Origin of the sequence: Streptomyces xanthophaeus (assembly GCF_000725805.1) — a bacterium.
Lineage (GTDB): Bacteria > Actinomycetota > Actinomycetes > Streptomycetales > Streptomycetaceae > Streptomyces > Streptomyces xanthophaeus.
Genome location: NZ_JOFT01000038.1, coordinates 49,606 through 67,958, shown reverse-complemented (window position 1 = coordinate 67,958; position 18,353 = coordinate 49,606). Strand labels below are relative to the sequence as shown.

The window sequence follows — 18,353 nt, the reverse complement described above, 5'->3', positions numbered from 1 at the left end:
GCACTGAGCCCGGTCAAGATGTGGCGGCCCAGGTTGCGCGCTCGTCCTGCGGGGACACCCCGCAGTGTCCCCACTCCCCTCGAGGAGACACTCCGGAGGGACCCCGCCCCACACCCCCCGACCCCGCCAAGCACCGCAACGGCCAGCACATCCAACGCCCCGCCTGGGCAAAATCCAGCCCCTCCGGCGTTTGAGGAGCGGGGTCCGGGGCGGGAGCCCCGTGCAGCGGCGCCGCAAACGAGGCACCACCCCACGGCCAGCACCAACGCCCAGCCTGGGCAAAAATCAGCCCCGCCGGCGCTTGAGGCGCGGGGTCCGGGGCGGAGCCCCGTGCAGCGGCGCCGCAGACGGGGCACCACCTCACCGCCGAGCCCCGCAGGGACCCCCTTACACCGGCGGCTTGCGCCGCGGCAGCACCCGCGCCCCCGTGACGGGCGGAACCAGCGGCGCAGCCACCGGCCTGGCCGTCAGCGGGATCGGCGTCAGGTCCAGGTCCAGCCCCGACACCACCCGTACGGGTCGCGCCACCCCCTTGAGCCGCGCCGGGGCCTCGGCCGGGGCTCCGGCCGGGACCGCCGCCGGGGCAGCCGCCGGGGCCGCCATCGGGGCCGCCGCCCGCGAGGGCTCCGGCTCCGACGGGAAGTCGGGGACCAGCGTGCCCGCAGCCCGCCGCAGCGCGGCCCAGCGGACCTCCCGGACGCCGCTGTCGTGCCATTCGTCGTCCTCCGGGTCGTCCGGACCGGCGAAGCCGCCCGCCGGCCGGGTACGCCACGCATGCACCGCCACCGCCAGCGGAACCGCCGGCACCAGCGCCCAGCCGAAGGCAGCCGCCCCCGCGGCCCACCACGTCGGCCCGAACGCGGACAGCTCCTGCGATCCCAGCGGCCCCGCGGAGGCCGCCGCCAGCCCGGCCGTCGTCAGCCCGCACACCAGGGACCCGAGGGCCGCCGTGAGCGCGGTCTCCCCGTACGAGACCTCACGCGCCCGGCGTACCGCGAACCAGCCCACCGCCAGTCCGGCCAGCAGCGGAATCCCGCCGGCCGCCCAGGTCAGCGGTGTCCCCGGCCCTTCCGCCGGAAGGGCCTCCAGCAGCGGGAAGCGGGGCAGCACGGGCGTGCCCGTGAAGCCGAGCGGGGTGGCGGTCGCCCCGGTGCCGAGCGCGAAGCCGGGCCCGAGGGCGTAGGACGCGGCCCAGACCATGGCGTTCGGGATCAGCGCCACCGCGAGCAGCAGGACCGCGAACCGGCCCGACCACACCCCGGTCAGCGTCACGAAGGATCCCTGGACCTCCGCGCCGTGCCACGCGAGCGAGGCACCGACCAGCAGCGCCCCACCGCCCAGCAGGACGAGGGCCCCACCCACCCCCGACCGCAGCGCCAGCGCGTACCGGGGGCGCCCGATGGCTCTGCGCACGCCCCCCGGGACCCACCGCGGCAGGGGCCCGAGCGGACGTCCCCGGGCGCCCCAGACCCCTCCGGCGGCAGCGAGCGCGGCGACCAGCGGGACGTGCCAGGCCGCACTGAGCGGGTCGGCGGGCATGGGGCCGCCCGCCGCGTACACCGTGGCGAGGGCCCCGACGGACAGGTAGCCGCAGAGCACGGCGGAGAAGACGGCACTGGCGGGCAGCACCTCCTCCTCGCCCTCGGCCTCCCCTTCGCCGGAGGCGCTGCCCAGCCGGGCCGCGCGCCGCATGAGCAGCACGGGCAGGGCCACCAGGAGCAGGGGCGTCACACCGACGGGTGCGGGCACGCCGGACAGCGTCTCGTAGCGCACCAGATCGGTCCCGTGGGCCAGCAGCCACAGCCCGGCGGCCAGGTGCAGGGCCCCGCCGGGGCCGCTGTCGGGGTAGGGGGAGCTGATCCACAGCACGATGACGAGCACGGCGAGGAAGCCGAGCCCGAGTCCGGCCGCCACGGCGCCGCCCACCACGCAGGCGGCGGCCGCCGGTGAACGGCGCCGCCCGCCGGCCCGTGGGGCCGTGGGCAACGGGGTGCCGCGTTCGGTCACTTGGGTCACCCCGCCATGGTGCCAACGACACGCGCTATGGGCGGGTAACAGGCGAATGCCCGTGGTGTCGCTCAATATACGTTTATGTACTTTTTCGCCCAGAGCCGTCGGGTCGCGGGGAGTGTGGCATGACACGAAGCGTCAAGGAGCTGGGCCTCCCCTCCCCCGAGGAGCGGCGCAGACTGCGCGAAGCGGCGGACCTGACGCACGAGCAGGTTGCGGGGGTGATGGGCGTGGCCCCGGCCACCGTACGGTCCTGGGAGTCGGGCCGTACGGACCCGCGGGGGCGAAAACGCACGCTGTACGCACGGCTCCTGGCGGACCTCGGGGCCCCCGGGTCGGATGCCGAGGAGGCGGACGGCCAAGAGGCGGACGGCCAGGAGCCGCACGCCGAGGCCACCCCTGAGGCCGCGCACCCGCAGGCACAGGAGGCCACCGCCGCCGAGGCGCGGGAGGACGGCGCCGCCCGGGGCTCCTCGCTGCGGGCGATCGGCTCCGTACGGGCCTCCGCCGGGGGCGGGCAGGGCAGGCAGGCCGGTGCCCCCGGGACCCGGCCCAAGCCCGCGGCCAAGCGGGCCGCGAAGCCGCCCGCCGCCCTGACCCGGCACGAGACCAAGACCCCCGTCCGGACCGGCGCGGGCTCCGCGAACGGGACCGGCGCGGGCTCCCACGACCTCCTCGGCCCTGCCCCCGCGACCGAGCCGGACCGCACCCCGGCCGAGCCCCCGCAGCCCCCCGCCGAGCCGAATCCCGACGCCCTCGTACCTCCGTCGGAGCCGGAGCCGGAGCCCGAGCAGGCGCAGGCGCAGCCCCCCGGGGCCGAGGCCGACGCCGAGCCCGAGGCCGCCGACGACGCCAAGGCCGAGCCCGACGCCGGGGCTGCGCCCGGACCGCCCGCCACGGTTGCGTTCGACGCCCTCTACGACCGTGCGGCCGGCGCCCTCACCCGGCAGGCGTACCTGCTCACCGGCCGCCGGGCCCTCGCCCACGAGGCCGTGGAGCGGGCGTTCCAGCAGGCCTGGGCGCAGTGGCCGGCGGTGGCCACCGACCCCGACCCGGTCGGCTGGGTGCGCGCGGCGACGTACGAGTACGCGCTCTCCCCCTGGCACCGGCTGCGACGCTCGCACCGCAACCCCCCGGCACAGGAGAAGCCGCCGGCCGATCCCGCCGACCGGATCCTCCTGGACGCCATGCTCGGGCTGCACCCCACGCACCGCCGCACCGTGCTGCTCTACGACGGCGTCGGCCTCGACCTGCCCGACACCGCCGCCGAGACGGAGGCGAGCACCCCCACCACCGCGCACCGCCTCCTCAACGCGCACGAAGAGCTGTCCGAGCTGATCCCCGAGCTGGTCGACGTGCCGCCCGAGAAGCAGTCGGCGCTGCTGCACGAGCGGTTCACCGCCCTACGGCCGGCCGTCCGGCTCGTACCGCGTCCGGCGGCCGAGGTGCGCCTCGCCGGGGAGAACCGCGCCCGGCGCTGGACGCGCGCGGTCCTCGGCCTGACCGCGGTGATCGCGGTCGCGACCACGTACACGGTCACGACCGCGCCCAGGGAGTACGAGCCCCCGCGGGCCCCGGGATCGAGCGTGTCCGGGGTGCCCCCGCACAGCGGCCCCCAGCGGCTCACCGAACGGAGCAAGGAGCTCCAGGACAAGCTGCGCGCCGATCCGGCGACGTCCGGTCCCGGCCGGCTCGTCCCCCGCGGCGAATGAGAAACGGGCGTGGCCCGCACCCCGGAGGGTGCGGGCCACGCCCGTGCCACTGCTGCTGCGCGTACGACTACTGCGCGGCGTTCAGGATCTCGCGGGCCAGCTTGGCGGTCTCGGTCGGCGTCTTGCCGACCTTGACGCCGGCGGCCTCGAGGGCCTCCTTCTTGGCCTGCGCGGTGCCGGAGGAGCCGGAGACGATGGCGCCGGCGTGGCCCATGGTCTTGCCCTCGGGGGCGGTGAAGCCCGCGACGTAACCGACGACCGGCTTGGTGACGTTCTTCGCGATGAAGTCCGCCGCACGCTCCTCGGCGTCGCCGCCGATCTCGCCGATCATGACGATCAGGTCGGTGTCGGGGTCGGCCTCGAACGCCGCGAGGGCGTCGATGTGCGTCGTGCCGATGACCGGGTCGCCACCGATGCCGACGGCGGAGGAGAAGCCGATGTCACGGAGCTCGTACATCATCTGGTAGGTCAGCGTGCCGGACTTGGACACGAGACCGATGCGGCCGGGCTTGGTGATGTCGCCCGGGATGATGCCGGCGTTGGACTGGCCGGGGGTGATCAGACCCGGGCAGTTCGGGCCGATGATCCGGGTCTTGTTGCCCTTGGCGGTCGCGTACGCCCAGAAGGCGGCGGAGTCGTGCACCGCGATGCCCTCGGTGATGACGACGGCCAGCGGGATCTCGGCGTCGATGGCCTCGACGACGGCGGCCTTGGCGAAGGCCGGCGGGACGAAGAGGACGGAGACGTTGGCGCCCGTCTTCTCCATCGCCTCGGCGACGGAGCCGAAGACCGGGACCTCGGTGCCGTCGAAGTCGACGGTGGTGCCGGCCTTGCGCGGGTTCACGCCGCCGACGATGTTGGTGCCGTCAGCCAGCATCAGCTTGGTGTGCTTCATGCCCGTGGCACCGGTCATGCCCTGGACGATGACCTTGCTGTCCTTGTTGAGGAAGATAGCCATGTGAGTCTGTGACCTCTGCCCTTACTTCGCAGCCGCGAGCTCGGCGGCCTTGTCGGCCGCGCCGTCCATGGTGTCCACGCGCTGGACCAGCGGGTGGTTGGCGTCCGAGAGGATCTTGCGACCCAGCTCGGCGTTGTTGCCGTCGAGACGGACGACCAGCGGCTTGGTGACCGCCTCGCCCTTGTCCTCGAGCAGCTGCAGCGCCTGGACGATGCCGTTGGCGACCTCGTCGCACGCGGTGATGCCACCGAAGACGTTGACGAAGACGGACTTGACGTCCGGGTCACCGAGGATGATCTCGAGACCGTTGGCCATGACGGCGGCGGAGGCGCCACCGCCGATGTCCAGGAAGTTGGCGGGCTTGACGCCGCCGTGGTTCTCGCCGGCGTACGCGACGACGTCGAGGGTGCTCATGACGAGACCCGCGCCGTTGCCGATGATGCCGACCTCGCCGTCGAGCTTCACGTAGTTGAGGTTCTTCGCCTTGGCGGCGGCCTCGAGCGGGTTCGCGGCCGCGTGGTCCACGAACTCCTCGTGGCCCGGCTGGCGGAACTCGGCGTTCTCGTCGAGCGAGACCTTGCCGTCGAGCGCGATGACGTCGCCGGAGGCGACCTTCGCGAGCGGGTTGACCTCGACGAGGAGCGCGTCCTCGGCGATGAAGGTGTCCCACAGGGTCACGAGGACCTCGGCGACCTGCTCGGCGACCTCGGCCGGGAACTTCGCCAGCGCGACGATCTCGCGGGCCTTCTCGATGGTCACGCCCTCGTTGGCGTTCACCGGGACCTTGGCGAGCTTCTCCGGGGTCTCCTCGGCGACCTGCTCGATGTCCATGCCGCCCGCGACCGAGGCCATGGCCAGGAAGGTGCGGTTGGTGCGGTCGAGGAGGTACGAGACGTAGTACTCCTCGAGGATCTCGGGAGCAGTCTCGGCGATCATCACCTTGTGGACCGTGTGGCCCTTGATGTCCATGCCGAGGATGTCCGTCGCCCGGGCGACTGCCTCGTCCGGGGTGGCGGCCAGCTTCACGCCACCGGCCTTGCCGCGGCCGCCGACCTTCACCTGCGCCTTGACGACCGACTTGCCGCCCAGCCGCTCGGTGGCCTCGCGAGCCGCCTCAGGCGTGTCGATGACTTCACCGGCCAGCACCGGTACACCGTGCTTGGCGAAGAGGTCCCTCGCCTGGTACTCGAACAGGTCCACGCGCGTCCGTCCCTTGTCTTCAAAGATTCGCAGTGATTCGCGGTTTTCTGCTATCTGCGTGGGCGTGCCGCGGAGGGCAACGTGACGGCGCTGTCACAAGGAAGGCGCACACGGTGACCGTGGACGCGGCATGTCCGTCCCGCAGGTTATCCCCGTGGGACGTAGGTCCCTAAATCGCAGATCACACCTGAGCGGTGATACCTGTCACAGAACGCCTCACGGTTGAGCTGGAACTTCGTGCGATCAGCCCATTCACAGCGGCATCCCGTCAGGGCACGGGCAGGGGCCGCTTCTCCAGGGCCGCGGCCATTACCTCCGGGAACAGGTCGGGGGTGCAGGCGAATGCCGGTGCGCCGAGCGCGGCCAGGGCCGCGGCGTGTTCCCGGTCGTAGGCGGGGGCCCCCTCGTCGGAGAGGGCGAGCAGGGTCACGAACTCGACCCCCGCCCCCTTCATGGCGGCCACCCTCTTGAGCATCTCGTTGCGTATGCCGCCCTCGTAAAGATCACTGATGAGGACGACGACGGTGTCGGCAGGCCGGGTGATCTTCGACTGGCAGTAGGCGAGGGCCCGGTTGATGTCGGTGCCGCCGCCCAGCTGGGTGCCGAAGAGCACGTCCACCGGGTCGTCGAGCTGGTCCGTCAGGTCGACGACGGCGGTGTCGAAGACGACGAGGCGGGTGGCGAGGGAGCGCATGGAGGCGAGGACGGCACCGAAGACGGAGGCGTAGACGACGGAAGCCGCCATCGATCCGGACTGGTCGATGCAGAGGATCACCTCCTTCTTCACCGACTGGGCCGCTCGGCCGTACCCGATGAGCCGTTCGGGGACGACGGTGCGGTACTCGGGCAGGTAGTTCTTGAGGTTGGCCCGGATCGTGCGGTTCCAGTCGATGTCGTGGTGGCGGGGGCGGCTGATCCGGGCGGAGCGGTCGAGGGCGCCCGTGAGCGTGGCCCGGGTACGGGTGGCCAGGCGCTTCTCCAGCTGTTCGACCACCTTGCGGACCACGGCCCGTGCGGTCTCCTTCGTCGTCTCGGGCATCGCCTTGTGCAGGGAGAGCAGGGTGCCGACCAAGTGGACGTCGGGTTCGACGGCCTCCAGCATCTCGGGCTCCAGCAGCAGCGAGGACAGGCCGAGGCGCTCGATGGCGTCCCGCTGCATGACCTGGACCACCGAGGTGGGGAAGTACGTGCGGATGTCGCCGAGCCAGCGGGCCACGTGGGGCGCGGAGCCGCCGAGCCCCGCCGACCGCTCCCCCGGCGCCTTGCGGGAGCCGCCGGCACCGCCGCCGTAGAGCGCGCCGAGCGCGGCGTCCATCGCCGCGTCCCGCCCGGTCAGCGCACGGCCGGTCCCGTCGGCCTCGCCCCCGCCGAGCACCATCCGCCACCGCCGCAGCCGCTCGTCGGCCCCGGCCCCCGCGGCTTCGGCAGCCCGCGCCGCCGCGCTTCCGGCAGCCCCGACCTCCGCGGTCCCGGCCGCCCCGGCGGACCCTGTCACCCCCGCCGCCGCGCCTTTGGCAGCCCCGGCCTCCGCGCCACCGGCAGCCCCGGCGGTCCCTGCCACCCCTGCCGCCCTGACGGGTCCGGCCACCCCCGCCGCCCCGGCGGTCCCCGTCACCCCTGCCACCCCTGCAGGCCTGGCCACCCCGCCAGGCCCGGCAGTCCCCGTCACCCCTGCCACCCCGGCAGGCCTGGCCACCCCCGCCGCCCCGGCGGGCCCTGCCTGTGCCTGCGCCTGCGCCTGCTCGTCCGTACCGGTCGCCATCTGTCCGTCCCCCTGCGCTCGTCTTGTCCGTCGTCGGCCGGCCGTCAAGCGCCGGTCTTCCCTGACCGGCCCGTCCGTGCCGGTTCCGCCCTGCCCCGCCCTGCCCCGCCCTGCGCTGTTTGCCTGCCTGCACCCCGCCCGGGGCGCCCCGCCGTGTCCTGCCCGCGGCCCGCGGACTCCGGGAGCCCGGCGGCCGTCAGGCCACGGCCACCGCCGCGGCCTCGCCCGGCGGCGGGGCGGCCAGCAGCAGCCGTACCAGCGCCACCACCGCGTCCGCCCGGTCCGGGTCCAGTTCCGGGGCGAAGCCCTCGGGGGCCGCGCCCGGGCCGGTCCCCGCGGCCGGTGCCCCGGGCCCCCGGCGCACCAGCTCGCCCAGCGTCCGCTTCACCCCCGGCTCGTACGCCCCGAACGTCCGGCGCAGCAGGGGCAGTACGTCGGTGAAGGCCCGCTCGGGCACGCCCACGAGCCAGGCGTCGATCAGGGCCAGCAGCCGCTCGTCGTGGACCAGGAGCGTGCCTCCGCCGGAACTGCCGCCCGCGAAGCCCTCGATCCAGCCCGCCGCATCGGCCGGGGCGGTGGCCGGGGACAGGGCGAGCCCCATCAGCCGGGCCGTCTCCCCGGCGGACAGCCGCCCTTCGTCGAGCAGCAGCCGGGCCGCCCGGCCGCGGATCAGGCCGGGCACGGCGTCCCGCCCGGCCAGCGTCCGCAGCACCGCGGACCAGCGCTCCCGCAGCCCCTCCTGGGCGTCCGTCAGCAGGGCGACCGCCCCGTGCACCGCGTCGACGTGGCCCCGCAGCTCCGCCGCCGCGTCGGCGTCCAGGCCGACGGTGCAGGCGGGCGGCAGCGCCACGCATATCCGCTCGGCGAGCCCGGCCGCCACCGTGCCCAGGGCCGCGGCGTCGGTGCCCCGGACGTCCCCGTACCGCAGCGAACGGGCCAGCGCGGGCAGCGCCTTGGCGAGCTGCGCGACATCGGTGTCGAGCGCGGCCCGGTCCGCGAGGGCCCGCAGCACCGCGGGCAGCGCCTCGGACAGCCCGGCCAGCAGGCACCGTTCGGCCAGGGCCGTGACCTCGCCCAGTTCCGCGGCGCCCGCGGCATCGGACTCGGCGCGGGCGGTGGCCGCCGCGAGGACGGTGGTGCCCCAGATGCCGGCCTCGGCGACGCGCACCGACAGCTCGGGCTCCCAGCGCAGCCGCCACGTCTCGCGGAAGGTCCCGGTGCTGCCCCGCGAGGCGGTGGGAGTGCCCCAGTCGATGCCGAGCAGCCGCAGCCGGTGCAGGAGCAGCGACTTCGCCGCATCGGTGTCCTTGCGCAGGTCGAGCTCCAGCTCGCGGTCCTGGGCCTCGGCCTTGAGGCGCAGCGAACGCTGCTGCCGGGTCAGATCCCGCTGGAGCGGTACGACGGGGGCCGCGTCCGGGACCTCGCCGAGCACGTCGCCGACGACGAGGCGGTCCTCGATCAGGGCGAGCGGTACGTCGGATCCGTCGCACATCACCGCCCGGACGGCTTCCAGGGTCTCCGTCAGCCCGGGCAGGGGTCTGCCCCGCATCGCGGCGAGGGTGTCGGCCAGCCGGACCGCCTCGATGACGTGCGCCGAGGAGACCTGCCGGTCCTCTTCCCGGAGCAGGCCGGCGACCTTCGTCAGCCAGCGTTCCACCGGCCGGTCCCGGGCCGCGAAGAGGTGCGCGTACCAGCCGGGCGAGGTGATCCCCGCGCCGTAGCCCCCGGCCCGGGCGAGCCTGCGGTGGGTCCAGGGCACCCAGGTGGTCTCCACCTTGACCTTGGGCAGGCCGGTGAGCAGGGCCTTGTCCGCGGCCACGGTGGTCTTGGCCCGGAGCGCCGGGACGTGCCAGGCGCCGCACACCACGGCGTAGGCGTCGCCGAACTCCCGGCGGGCGGCCCGCATCCGCTGCCGCATGTACGCCTCGCGGACCAGGTCGCGGGCGTGGCCGCCGTCCCCGTACGCCTCGCGCAGGGCGCCCATGGCCTCCCCGAGGGCCTCGAACGCGCCGAGCGCGGCCTCCTGCGCGCCCCCGGCGCCCCGGTGTTCGACCACGTCCTCCCACCAGCGCTCGGGATCGTCGTACCCGGCGGTCTCGGCCAGTACGGCGAGCGGGTCGATCCGTACGGCGCCGGCCGCATCGGCCTCGCCCTGCGCCTGCGGGTCCGGCTCGGCGGCCCCGGCCAGGGAGTGGGCGGCCGGGAGGTCGATGAACCGCACCGGTACGCCGGCCTCCTGGGCCCAGCGGATGGCGACCCACTCCGGGGAGAAGTCGGCCAGCGGCCAGAACGCGGCGCGGCCCGGGTCGTCCGCGGCGTGCGCGAGCAGCGCCACGGGGGGCCGCATCCCCGGGTCGGCTGCCAGTGCGATGAGCGCGTCCCCCTCGGGCGGCCCCTCGACCAGGACGGCCGCGGGGCGGGCGGCGTCCAGGGCGGCGCGCACGGCGCGGGCCGAACCGGGCCCGTGGTGGCGGACGCCCAGCAGCAGCGGGCCCTTCGGGCTCGGGCTCATGCCGTCACCTCCCGGCAGGCGCGGTAGAAGTCCTTCCAGCCGTCCCGCTCACGGACGACGGCCTCGAGGTACTCCTGCCAGACGACCTTGTCGGCGGCCGGGTCGCGGACCACCGCGCCGAGGATGCCCGCGGCCACGTCGGAGGGGCGCAGCACGCCGTCCCCGAAGTGGGCGGCCAGGGCGAGGCCGCCGGTGACGACCGAGATGGCTTCGGCGGTGGAGAGGGTGCCGCTGGGCGACTTCACCTTCGTGCGGCCGTCGTCGGTGACCCCGTCGCGCAGCTCGCGGAAGACGGTGACGACGCGGCGGATCTCCTCCAGGCCCTCGGGCGCGGCCGGCAGGTCGAGGGCGCGGCCCATCTGGTCGACGCGGCGGGCGACGATGTCGACCTCGGCGTCGGCCGTGGCGGGCAGGGGCAGGACGACGGTGTTGAAGCGGCGGCGCAGTGCGCTGGAGAGCTCGTTGACCCCGCGGTCGCGGTCGTTGGCGGTGGCGATGAGGTTGAAGCCGCGTACGGCCTGCACCTCCTGGCCGAGCTCCGGTATCGGCAGGGTCTTCTCGGACAGGACGGTGATGAGGGTGTCCTGGACGTCGGCGGGGATGCGGGTGAGTTCTTCGACGCGGGCGGTCATGCCGTCGGCCATGGCCCGCATGACGGGGCTGGGGACGAGGGCCTCGCGGCTGGGGCCGTGGGCGAGCAGCCGGGCGTAGTTCCAGCCGTACCTGATGGCTTCTTCGGGGGTGCCGGCGGTGCCCTGCACGAGGAGGGTGGAGTCTCCGCTGACGGCGGCGGCGAGGTGTTCGGACACCCAGGTCTTGGCGGTGCCGGGGACGCCGAGCAGGAGCAGGGCGCGGTCGGTGGCGAGGGTGGTGACGGCGACTTCGACGATGCGGCGCGGGCCCACGTACTTGGGTGTGATCACCGTGCCGTCTTCGAGGGTGCCACCGAGGAGGTAGGTGGCGACGGCCCACGGGGAGAGCTTCCAGCGGGTCGGGCGGGGCCGGTCGTCGGCTGCCGCCAGGGCTTTCAGTTCGTGTGCGAAGGCGTCCTCTGCGTGCGGTCGCAGTGCCTCGGCGCCAGTGGTGTTCCCGGGCGTGGTCATGGTCCCCCTCCAATGCTCGGCAGCCGCTCCCGACTGCTTCTCCCACGGTGCACCACGGCACTGACAACGCCCGCCGTGCACAGCGTCGTTGCAGGTCAGGGCGATTGTCAGTGGGGGTCTCTACGGTGGGACACATGACTGAGCAGGGGGTCCGCTGGACAGCGGAACAAGTACTGGCTCTGGCTCCTGACGATGCCTCACGCAAGGCGGGAAGCAGACTCGGCGGGGCGGGGCCCTGGACGCAGATCGGAGGTTCCGCTTCCGGTTCGCTGTGGGGGTTGTGCAAGGGCAGCGGCAGTACGCCGTACCGGACGGTCGTGGACCTCGCCGGACCGGCGTACAAGTGCTCCTGCCCGAGCCGGAAGTTCCCGTGCAAGCACGCCCTGGGGCTGCTGCTGCTCTGGTCCGCCGAGGGGGTCGGCGAGCCGGGCGAGGCGCCCGAATGGGCCGCCGCCTGGCTGGCGGAGCGGGCGGCGAAGGCCGCGCGCCCGGCGGCCGGTGCGGGCCGGCCGGTGGACGAGGAGGGGGCCCGGCGGCGCGCCGAGCGGCGGGCCGCGCGGATAGGGGCGGGCGTCACCGAGCTGGAACAGCGGCTGGCCGACCTGATGCGCGCCGGCCTCGCGGGCCAGGAGCAGGCCGGATACGCGGCCTGGGAGGAGACCGCGGCCCGGATGGTCGACGCGCAGGCGCCCGGACTGGCGGGTCGTGTGCGGGAGTTGGGGACGATACCCAGTTGCGGCCCCGGCTGGCCCGCCCGGATGCTGGAGGAGGCGGCGCTGCTGCACCTCCTGGACCGGGCCTGGATGGGGGTGTCCGCGCTGCCCGCTCCGCTGGCGGCGACCGTCCGCAGCAGGGTGGGACTGCCGGCCTCCGGGGAGGGGGAGGCCGTACGGGACCGCTGGCTGGTGCTCGCCCAGTACGACTCGGTGTCGCCGGACGGCCGGCTCACCACCCGCCGGATATGGCTGCGCGGGCTGGCGGGCGGGCGCCCGGCGCTGGTGCTGGACTTCGGACCGCCCGGGCGGCCACCGGGGCTGGCACTGCCGGTGGGTCTGGTGCTGGATGCGGAGGCTCGCTTCCGGCCCGGGTCGGCGGGGCTGCGGGCGGACCTCGGGGAGAGGTTCTCGGCTGCCGAACCGTGCCCGGAGATACCGGCCGGGGTGAGCACGGGGGCCGCCCTGGAGGCCTACGGGGCGGCGCTGCGGGAGGACCCGTGGCTGGAGTCCTGGCCGGTGGTGCTCGGTCCGGTGGTCCCGGTACCGGGTGAGCTGGGCTGGCAACTGGCCGACGCGCAGGGCACTTCCGCCCTGCCGGTCACCCTCGCGGGGGCCCGTTCGCGCTCGGGTCTGTGGCAGTTGGCCGCCCTGTCGGGCGGAGGGCCGGTGACGGTCTTCGGCGAGTGCGGCCACCGCGGCTTCACCCCGCTGACGGCCTGGCAGCCGGACTCGCCCGAGCCCGTGGCGCTGGCCTGAGACCGGGCTGCACGACAAGGAAATCGCAGGGGGCCTGGGGGCCTTTATGCCGTCCGGCCGAGGACGGCGGGAGGGAAGGGGAGGACGCGGCGGCGCGGGGGCGCCGGCGTGTGGCACACGAGGAGCCGGGGGGCTTTTGTGAACGACAACCACGCCAGCTGAGAGAGCAGTGAGTACCTGATCCGCCATCGACAGCTCCGGTCCCGCACAGGGGGCGGGACCGGAGCGCTGTCCTCTGCGAGGACGAGTTCTGCGGAAGACGCGTGACGAGGGACGAGGGACGAGGGAGGGGCCTGATGGACAAGGGTGACGAGGGATACGACGAGGGGTACGGGGACTGGGAGGAACTGGTCGGAGCCGCGCTGCTGGGCACCGACCGGCGCCCGGGCGGCGGGCCGGCCGGCTCGCCGGAGTCCTTGCTGGACGCGGCGGCCGTGCACGCCGTACGGCGTCGGGCCGGCCTCAGACCGGCGCAGGCGGGCCCGGCGCCGGAGCCCGCCGCGCGCGACCCGCGTCCGGTGCCTCCGCCGGCTGCCCGGCAGCGGCTCTCCCAGCTGCTGGCGGGCCGCGCCGGTGCGAGCAGCGGCGGGCGGCGGGGCTCCTCCCCCGATCTGACCGAGCTGCTGCCTCAGTGGCTGGCCGCGGCCGGACGGCACGGCTACCGCGCCCCGGCCTCGCTCGTACCGGCCCTGCTCGATGCGGCGCGGGCCCGTACGGACCTGCGTCCGCAGGCCCTGGCCCTGGCCGGGGTGCGGGGGCTGTGGCTGGCCCGGCTCAATCCCGACTGGCGGTTCGCCCTGCGGGGCGGGGCCGGCGGTGCCGGTGAGCTGCCGGACGTGACGGACGGGGCGGGGGTGGAACGACTGTGGCAGGAAGGCCTGTTCGCGGAAAGGGTGGCTCTGCTGGGCGCGATACGGGCCCACGACGCGGCGGCGGCGACGCGCCTGCTGGCGACGACCTGGAGCACCGAACGGGCCGAGGACCGGCTGATGTTCCTCGACTCGTTGCGGGTGGCGCTGTCGGACGGGGACGAGCCGTTCCTCGAGGCGGCGCTGGGTGACCGCAGCCGCAATGTCCGGGCGACAGCGGCCGAGCTGCTGTCGGCGCTGCCGCGGTCGGCCCTGGCGGGCCGGATGGCGGAGCGCGCCCTGGCCTGTGTGGGACCCGACGGGGTGGTACCGCCCGCCGAGTGCGATGCGGGGATGCTGCGGGACGGCGTGGTCAAGCGGCCGCCTGCGGGGCGGGGGGAACGGGCCTGGTGGCTGGGGCAGTTGGTGGAGGCGGCTCCGCTGGACTGCTGGCGGGAGCGGTTCGGCGGGCTCGGCCCGGCGGAGATCGTGGCGCTGCCGGTGGCCGCGGGCGAGGGCTGGGCCGAGGAACTCCACGCGGCGTGGTGCCGGGCCGCCGTGCGCCAGCGCGACGCGCAGTGGTCGCGGGCGCTGCTCGGGCCGCCGTCCGCGCCGCCCGCTGCGGGCCCGGCAACGGCCTCGCTGGCGGAGCGGGCGAAGCTGCTGGAGACCCTGCCCGAGCAGGAACGGGCGCAGTGGGTGGCCGAGTTCGTGCGGGCGCACGGGCTCTCGGAGGCGTTCCAGCTGCTCGGGGTGTGCGTGGTGCCGTGGGCGGGGGCGCTGGGCCGGGCGGTGGTGGACGCGCTGGAGTCCGCCCGCGAAGCGGGCAGCTACCCGTGGAGCTTCAGCGGGGTGATGGGACTGGCGGAGCGCTGCCTCGACCCTGCGGAGGCCGGCCGCCTGGAGGTCCTGACCGCCTCCGTCGAGGACCCGCCGGAGGCGTCCCCGGGCGCCGCGGCGTACTGGGCGGAAGCCTTCCAACGCCTGGTGGCCACCCTCCGCCTGCGCGAGGCGATGCTGACGGAACTCATACCGGCCTGACCCGGCGCGCACCTGGCCCCCGAGGGGGCAACCGTGTCCACCGCAGCCGAAGCCAACCCCCGCCGAGCCACTGGTCCGGCACAGCCGGAAGCGCCCCCGCCGGGCGCACTGGGGCACAGCCGGAAGCGACCGCAGGGAAGGCCCCTCCACCACGGCCGGAGCCGACTCGCAAGGCGTGCCGCCTCGTCACGGCCGGCAGCGGCCTCACCCAAGACGCGCTTCGGCGCAGCCGGAGGCGGCCTCACCGCGAAGGCCCGGCGCAGCCGGACGCAGCCCCACAGCGAAGGCCCCGGCCCAGCCGGGAGCGGCCTCGCCGCGGGCGCTGCTCCGGCACGACCGGAAGTGGCCCCGCAGGGAGGCGTCTTCACCACGGCCGGAAGCGCCCGCCGGGGACACCACCCCGGCTCAGCCGGAAGCAGCCCCACAGCGAAGGCCCGGCGCAGCCGGGAGCGGCCTCGCCTTGGGCGCTGCTTCGGCGCAGCCGGAAGTGGCCCCGCAGCCGGGCCCCGGCCCAGCCGGGAGCGGCCCCGGTAGGGGCGGCTTCGGCGGAGCCGGGGAGGAACGGTCAACCGCCGGGGGCTACTGGCGGACGTGGGACCTGACCCAGTCCACGATCGCCGTCGTCGTCGCGCCCGGCGTGAAGATCTCAGCCACGCCCTTCTCCTTCAGAGGCGCGATGTCGTCCTCCGGGATGATGCCGCCGCCGAAAACCTTGATGTCGTCCGCGTCCCGCTCCTTCAGGAGCTCCAGCACGCGGACGAACAGCGTGTTGTGGGCGCCGGAGAGGATCGAGAGGCCGATCGCGTCGGCGTCCTCCTGGATGGCGGTGTCCACGATCTGCTCGGGGGTCTGGTGGAGCCCCGTGTAGATGACCTCCATGCCCGCGTCACGCAGCGCACGCGCGATCACCTTGGCACCACGGTCGTGGCCGTCGAGACCCGGCTTGGCCACCACCACACGGATCGGACCGGTCACACCCATCGCACTGCCTCCCGAGTGAACGAACGTTAAGTACAGCATCGCGCACGCCGCCGTTTCGCGGTCCATCACGAGGGGGAAATCACACGTGGGACGGCATTGCGCCACCGTGCCGACAGCCGCACGGCACGGTGGCGCTACCGGCCGCAGTCCCAAGAGGCTCAGGGGAGGCCGTCGATGGGGCTGTCGGTGCCGCTGTCCGTGCCCTTTTCCGGAGCCGCGCTGCGGGCCGGCGCGCTGGAGGTCGTCGTGCTCGGCGGGCACCTTCTCCTCTATCCCACCGGCGTGCGCCAGGAGAAGACCGTCCCCGCTCCGCCCGCGACACGCCCGCCCGTACTGCTCCTCCACGGGTTCACCGACAACCGGTCCGTCTTCGTCCTGCTGCGCCGCGCCCTCGGGGCCGACGGCCTGCGGCACGTGGAGGCGTACAACTACTCGCCCTTCACCCGCGACCTGCGGATCACGGCCCGCCATCTCGCCCGGCGCGTCGAGGAGCTGTGCGAGCGCTCCGGGCAGCAGCGGGTGGACCTCGTCGGGCACAGCCTCGGCGGGCTGGTCGGCCGGTACTACGTGCAGCGCCTCGGCGGTGACCAGCGCGTCCGCACCCTCGTCACGCTCGGCACCCCGCACTCCGGCACGCGCGTCGCCCCCTTCATGGACGCGCACCCCCTGGTCCGGCAGATGCGCCCCGAATCGCCCGTGATGTCCGAGCTGGCACAGCCGGCGCCCGGCTGTGCGACGCGGTGCGTGGCCTTCTGGAGCGAGTTCGACGCGGTGATGACCCCCGTCGGCACGGCGCGCATCGAGCACCCTGATCTGCGCGTGGAGAACGTGCAGGTCACGGGCATCGGGCACCTCGCCCTGCCCGCGCACCCCGCCGTGATCGCAGCTGTCCGGCGCACCCTCGACGGGCCCGGCGCGGCCTCCGCCGCGCGCCCCGGCGCCGCTTCCGTCGCCTAGACGACAGCGGTCCGTCAGTCGAACGAATTTCGAACTCAAGGCCAAGGGTGTGCATTTCGGCGACCGAAAGACGGCCGAATGCCCGGTTCCGCAACTACTGAACGCCCAGGAAGATTGTCGTTGCGAGTAACCGCCGGGTACAGTCACGCCACTGCTCTCCTCCGGGGAATCTCCCATTCCCCGGCCACCCAGGCCCCCCACTGCCGAGGCGAAAGAGAAGTTGGTGAACGACCGCCCCTCGTCGGGCCAGTACCCGGATCCCGGGTATGACGGCCTGACCACCACCACTTTCGCTGGTGACTCGGCCTACGTTTCCTATGAAACGCAGGGACAGGGGGTCAACTACGCGGCCTACGGCTCCTACGAGACGGGCGCGTACGACACCACCGCATGGACCTCGCAGGACAGTTACGTGCCCACGATCCCCACGCAGGGCGTCCCCGCGGACACCACCGGGCAGTGGGACGCGAGCGCCTGGAACGCCACCGGCACCGAGTACCCCGGCTACAGCGAGTACCAGCCCGCCTCCTTCGGCTACGACTCCTCGGCCGAGCAGACCGGGAACTGGGCCCTGCCGGGCTACGGCACCACCGGCACCGAGACCGGCGCCTACGACGCCACCGCCTGGAACACCGTCGCGGAGAGCCCGGCCCCGCCGGAGTCCGCCTACTCCGCCGAGTACGAGTACGCGTACGAGTACCAGCCCGCGCAGGAGTACCAGGGGGCGTACGAGCCCCAGCAGCACGAACAGCCCGAGCACCTCCAGCAGTCGTACGCCGAACCCGAGGCGCCCGCCGCGCCCGAGGCGTACAGCGAGACCGCCGTCTTCGAGGCCGTCCCCGGCGAGGAGCCCGGACTCCCCTCCGCGACCGGAGAGGTCCACGACCTCCCCACCCAGGCCATGCCCGTGACCCCGCCGGCCCCCGCCGAGCCGCGCTCCGCGCGCCGGACCGCGGCCAAGGCGGGCGCCAAGACCAGCGGCAAGGCCGCCGCCAAGCCGAGCAGCAGCCGCGCGAGCAGCCGCCGCCGTACCCCGGCGAAGCGTTCCGCCCTGCTGACCGTGGCCGTGCCCTCCGCCTGCGTGATGGGTGTCGCCGGTGTCGCGGCGGCCTCCGTCGGCGGGCTCACCGACACGGAGAAGCCCGCCGAGGAAACCACCACGATGGCCGCGCCCGACCCGGCCTCGGTGAAGCCGGTCGCGGCGAACAACAAGCTCGACACCCAACTGGCCGCGCTCAGCGCCGACGCGGGCGACTTCGCGGACCGCGCGAGCCGTACGCAGGAGCGCCTGGACCTGCACCAGCGCCAGGAGGACGAGAAGAAGAAGAAGGCGGAGGAGGCCGCGGCCAAGGAAGCGGCCCGCCCCAAGTTCGCGATCCCGGTCGCGCAGCAGGGCCTCAGCGCCAGCTTCGGACAGGCCGGCGGCATGTGGATGTCCGTGCACACCGGCATCGACTTCCCGGTCGGCTACGGGACCCCCGTCATGGCCGCCACCGACGGCACCGTACGCACCCAGTTCAACAGCGCGTACGGGAACATGGCCATAGTGACCTCGCCCGACGGGACCGAGACCTGGTACTGCCACCTGAGCAGCACCAAGATCCGCAACGGCAAGGTCAAGGCCGGCGATGTCATCGCCTACGCGGGAGACTCCGGCAACTCGACCGGACCGCACCTGCACTTCGAGGTACGGCCCGGCGGCGGGGCCGCGATCGACCCGATGCCGTGGTTCCGGGCCAAGGGCCTGAACCCTTCCTGACCGCCCGGCCCGCCCCGGCGGCGCCCCCGCAGCCGCCC

General features: G+C 74.5%; 12 protein-coding genes. 5 read left to right on the top strand and 7 right to left on the bottom strand.

Annotated features, from left to right (window positions below; all coding sequences use genetic code 11):
• Window positions 1–387: 387 nt before the first annotated feature.
• Window positions 388–2,016: a cell division protein PerM gene (locus tag IO30_RS45550; RefSeq protein ID WP_157853365.1), complete on the bottom strand. Its 1,629-nt coding sequence runs from the start codon at window positions 2,014–2,016 to the stop codon at window positions 388–390.
• 119 nt (window positions 2,017–2,135) lie between these two features.
• On the opposite strand from IO30_RS45550, the gene IO30_RS0123645 reads away from it, so the two are divergent.
• Window positions 2,136–3,722, top strand: a complete 1,587-nt coding sequence (locus tag IO30_RS0123645) for a helix-turn-helix domain-containing protein (protein ID WP_031145896.1) — start codon at window positions 2,136–2,138, stop codon at window positions 3,720–3,722.
• A 67-nt stretch (window positions 3,723–3,789) separates the two neighbouring features.
• Here IO30_RS0123645 and sucD read toward each other — a convergent pair whose 3' ends face one another.
• The 5 genes from sucD to IO30_RS0123620 form a co-directional block, all read right to left on the bottom strand.
• A complete protein-coding gene (gene sucD, locus IO30_RS0123640; protein ID WP_031145895.1) occupies window positions 3,790–4,680 on the bottom strand; it encodes a succinate--CoA ligase subunit alpha in 891 nt (296 codons plus the stop codon).
• Window positions 4,681–4,701: 21 nt separating this feature from the next.
• Window positions 4,702–5,880: an ADP-forming succinate--CoA ligase subunit beta gene (gene sucC / locus IO30_RS0123635; RefSeq protein WP_031145893.1), complete on the bottom strand. Its 1,179-nt coding sequence runs from the start codon at window positions 5,878–5,880 to the stop codon at window positions 4,702–4,704.
• Between the two features lie 268 nt (window positions 5,881–6,148).
• Window positions 6,149–7,258: a VWA domain-containing protein gene (locus tag IO30_RS0123630; RefSeq protein WP_051859576.1), complete on the bottom strand. Its 1,110-nt coding sequence runs from the start codon at window positions 7,256–7,258 to the stop codon at window positions 6,149–6,151.
• Window positions 7,259–7,838: 580 nt separating this feature from the next.
• Window positions 7,839–10,154, bottom strand: coding sequence for a DUF5682 family protein (locus IO30_RS0123625; RefSeq protein WP_037894953.1), 2,316 nt, complete (start codon window positions 10,152–10,154; stop codon window positions 7,839–7,841).
• Window positions 10,151–11,257 carry an ATP-binding protein gene (locus IO30_RS0123620; RefSeq protein ID WP_031145887.1) on the bottom strand — a complete coding sequence of 369 codons (1,107 nt, stop codon included), beginning with the start codon at window positions 11,255–11,257 and terminating at the stop codon, window positions 10,151–10,153. The genes IO30_RS0123625 and IO30_RS0123620 overlap by 4 nt, the downstream gene beginning before the upstream one ends.
• A gap of 134 nt (window positions 11,258–11,391) precedes the next feature.
• Between IO30_RS0123620 and IO30_RS0123615 the strand changes: the two genes are divergently transcribed.
• Window positions 11,392–12,729, top strand: a complete 1,338-nt coding sequence (locus IO30_RS0123615) for an SWIM zinc finger family protein (RefSeq protein WP_031145886.1) — start codon at window positions 11,392–11,394, stop codon at window positions 12,727–12,729.
• 296 nt (window positions 12,730–13,025) lie between these two features.
• Complete coding sequence (locus IO30_RS0123610) at window positions 13,026–14,618, top strand: DUF5691 domain-containing protein (RefSeq protein WP_031145884.1); 1,593 nt, start codon at window positions 13,026–13,028, stop codon at window positions 14,616–14,618.
• Window positions 14,619–15,197: 579 nt separating this feature from the next.
• Here IO30_RS0123610 and icmB read toward each other — a convergent pair.
• Window positions 15,198–15,599, bottom strand: coding sequence for a coenzyme B12-dependent isobutyryl CoA mutase small subunit (gene icmB / locus IO30_RS0123605; RefSeq protein ID WP_031145883.1), 402 nt, complete (start codon window positions 15,597–15,599; stop codon window positions 15,198–15,200).
• 174 nt (window positions 15,600–15,773) lie between these two features.
• Here icmB and IO30_RS0123600 point away from each other — a divergent pair, with 174 nt between their 5' ends.
• Both IO30_RS0123600 and IO30_RS0123595 read left to right on the top strand, forming a co-directional pair.
• On the top strand, window positions 15,774–16,556 hold the full coding sequence (locus IO30_RS0123600; RefSeq protein ID WP_037894952.1) for an esterase/lipase family protein: 783 nt from the start codon (window positions 15,774–15,776) through the stop codon (window positions 16,554–16,556).
• Between the two features lie 223 nt (window positions 16,557–16,779).
• Window positions 16,780–18,315, top strand: a complete 1,536-nt coding sequence (locus IO30_RS0123595) for a M23 family metallopeptidase (RefSeq protein ID WP_037894950.1) — start codon at window positions 16,780–16,782, stop codon at window positions 18,313–18,315.
• Window positions 18,316–18,353 lie beyond the last annotated feature (38 nt).

What these genes read in the sequence shown, in the direction of transcription:
- IO30_RS0123630 (WP_051859576.1), bottom strand. Translation starts at nt 7,258, where the DNA reads ATGGTGCTCGGCGGGGGCGAGGCCGACGGGACCGGCCGTGCGCTGACC.
- sucD (WP_031145895.1), bottom strand. Translation starts at nt 4,680, where the DNA reads ATGGCTATCTTCCTCAACAAGGACAGCAAGGTCATCGTCCAGGGCATG.
- IO30_RS0123600 (WP_037894952.1), top strand. Translation starts at nt 15,774, where the DNA reads ATGGGGCTGTCGGTGCCGCTGTCCGTGCCCTTTTCCGGAGCCGCGCTG.
- IO30_RS0123625 (WP_037894953.1), bottom strand. Translation starts at nt 10,154, where the DNA reads ATGAGCCCGAGCCCGAAGGGCCCGCTGCTGCTGGGCGTCCGCCACCAC.
- IO30_RS0123620 (WP_031145887.1), bottom strand. Translation starts at nt 11,257, where the DNA reads ATGACCACGCCCGGGAACACCACTGGCGCCGAGGCACTGCGACCGCAC.
- IO30_RS0123610 (WP_031145884.1), top strand. Translation starts at nt 13,026, where the DNA reads ATGGACAAGGGTGACGAGGGATACGACGAGGGGTACGGGGACTGGGAG.
- IO30_RS0123615 (WP_031145886.1), top strand. Translation starts at nt 11,392, where the DNA reads ATGACTGAGCAGGGGGTCCGCTGGACAGCGGAACAAGTACTGGCTCTG.
- icmB (WP_031145883.1), bottom strand. Translation starts at nt 15,599, where the DNA reads ATGGGTGTGACCGGTCCGATCCGTGTGGTGGTGGCCAAGCCGGGTCTC.
- IO30_RS0123645 (WP_031145896.1), top strand. Translation starts at nt 2,136, where the DNA reads ATGACACGAAGCGTCAAGGAGCTGGGCCTCCCCTCCCCCGAGGAGCGG.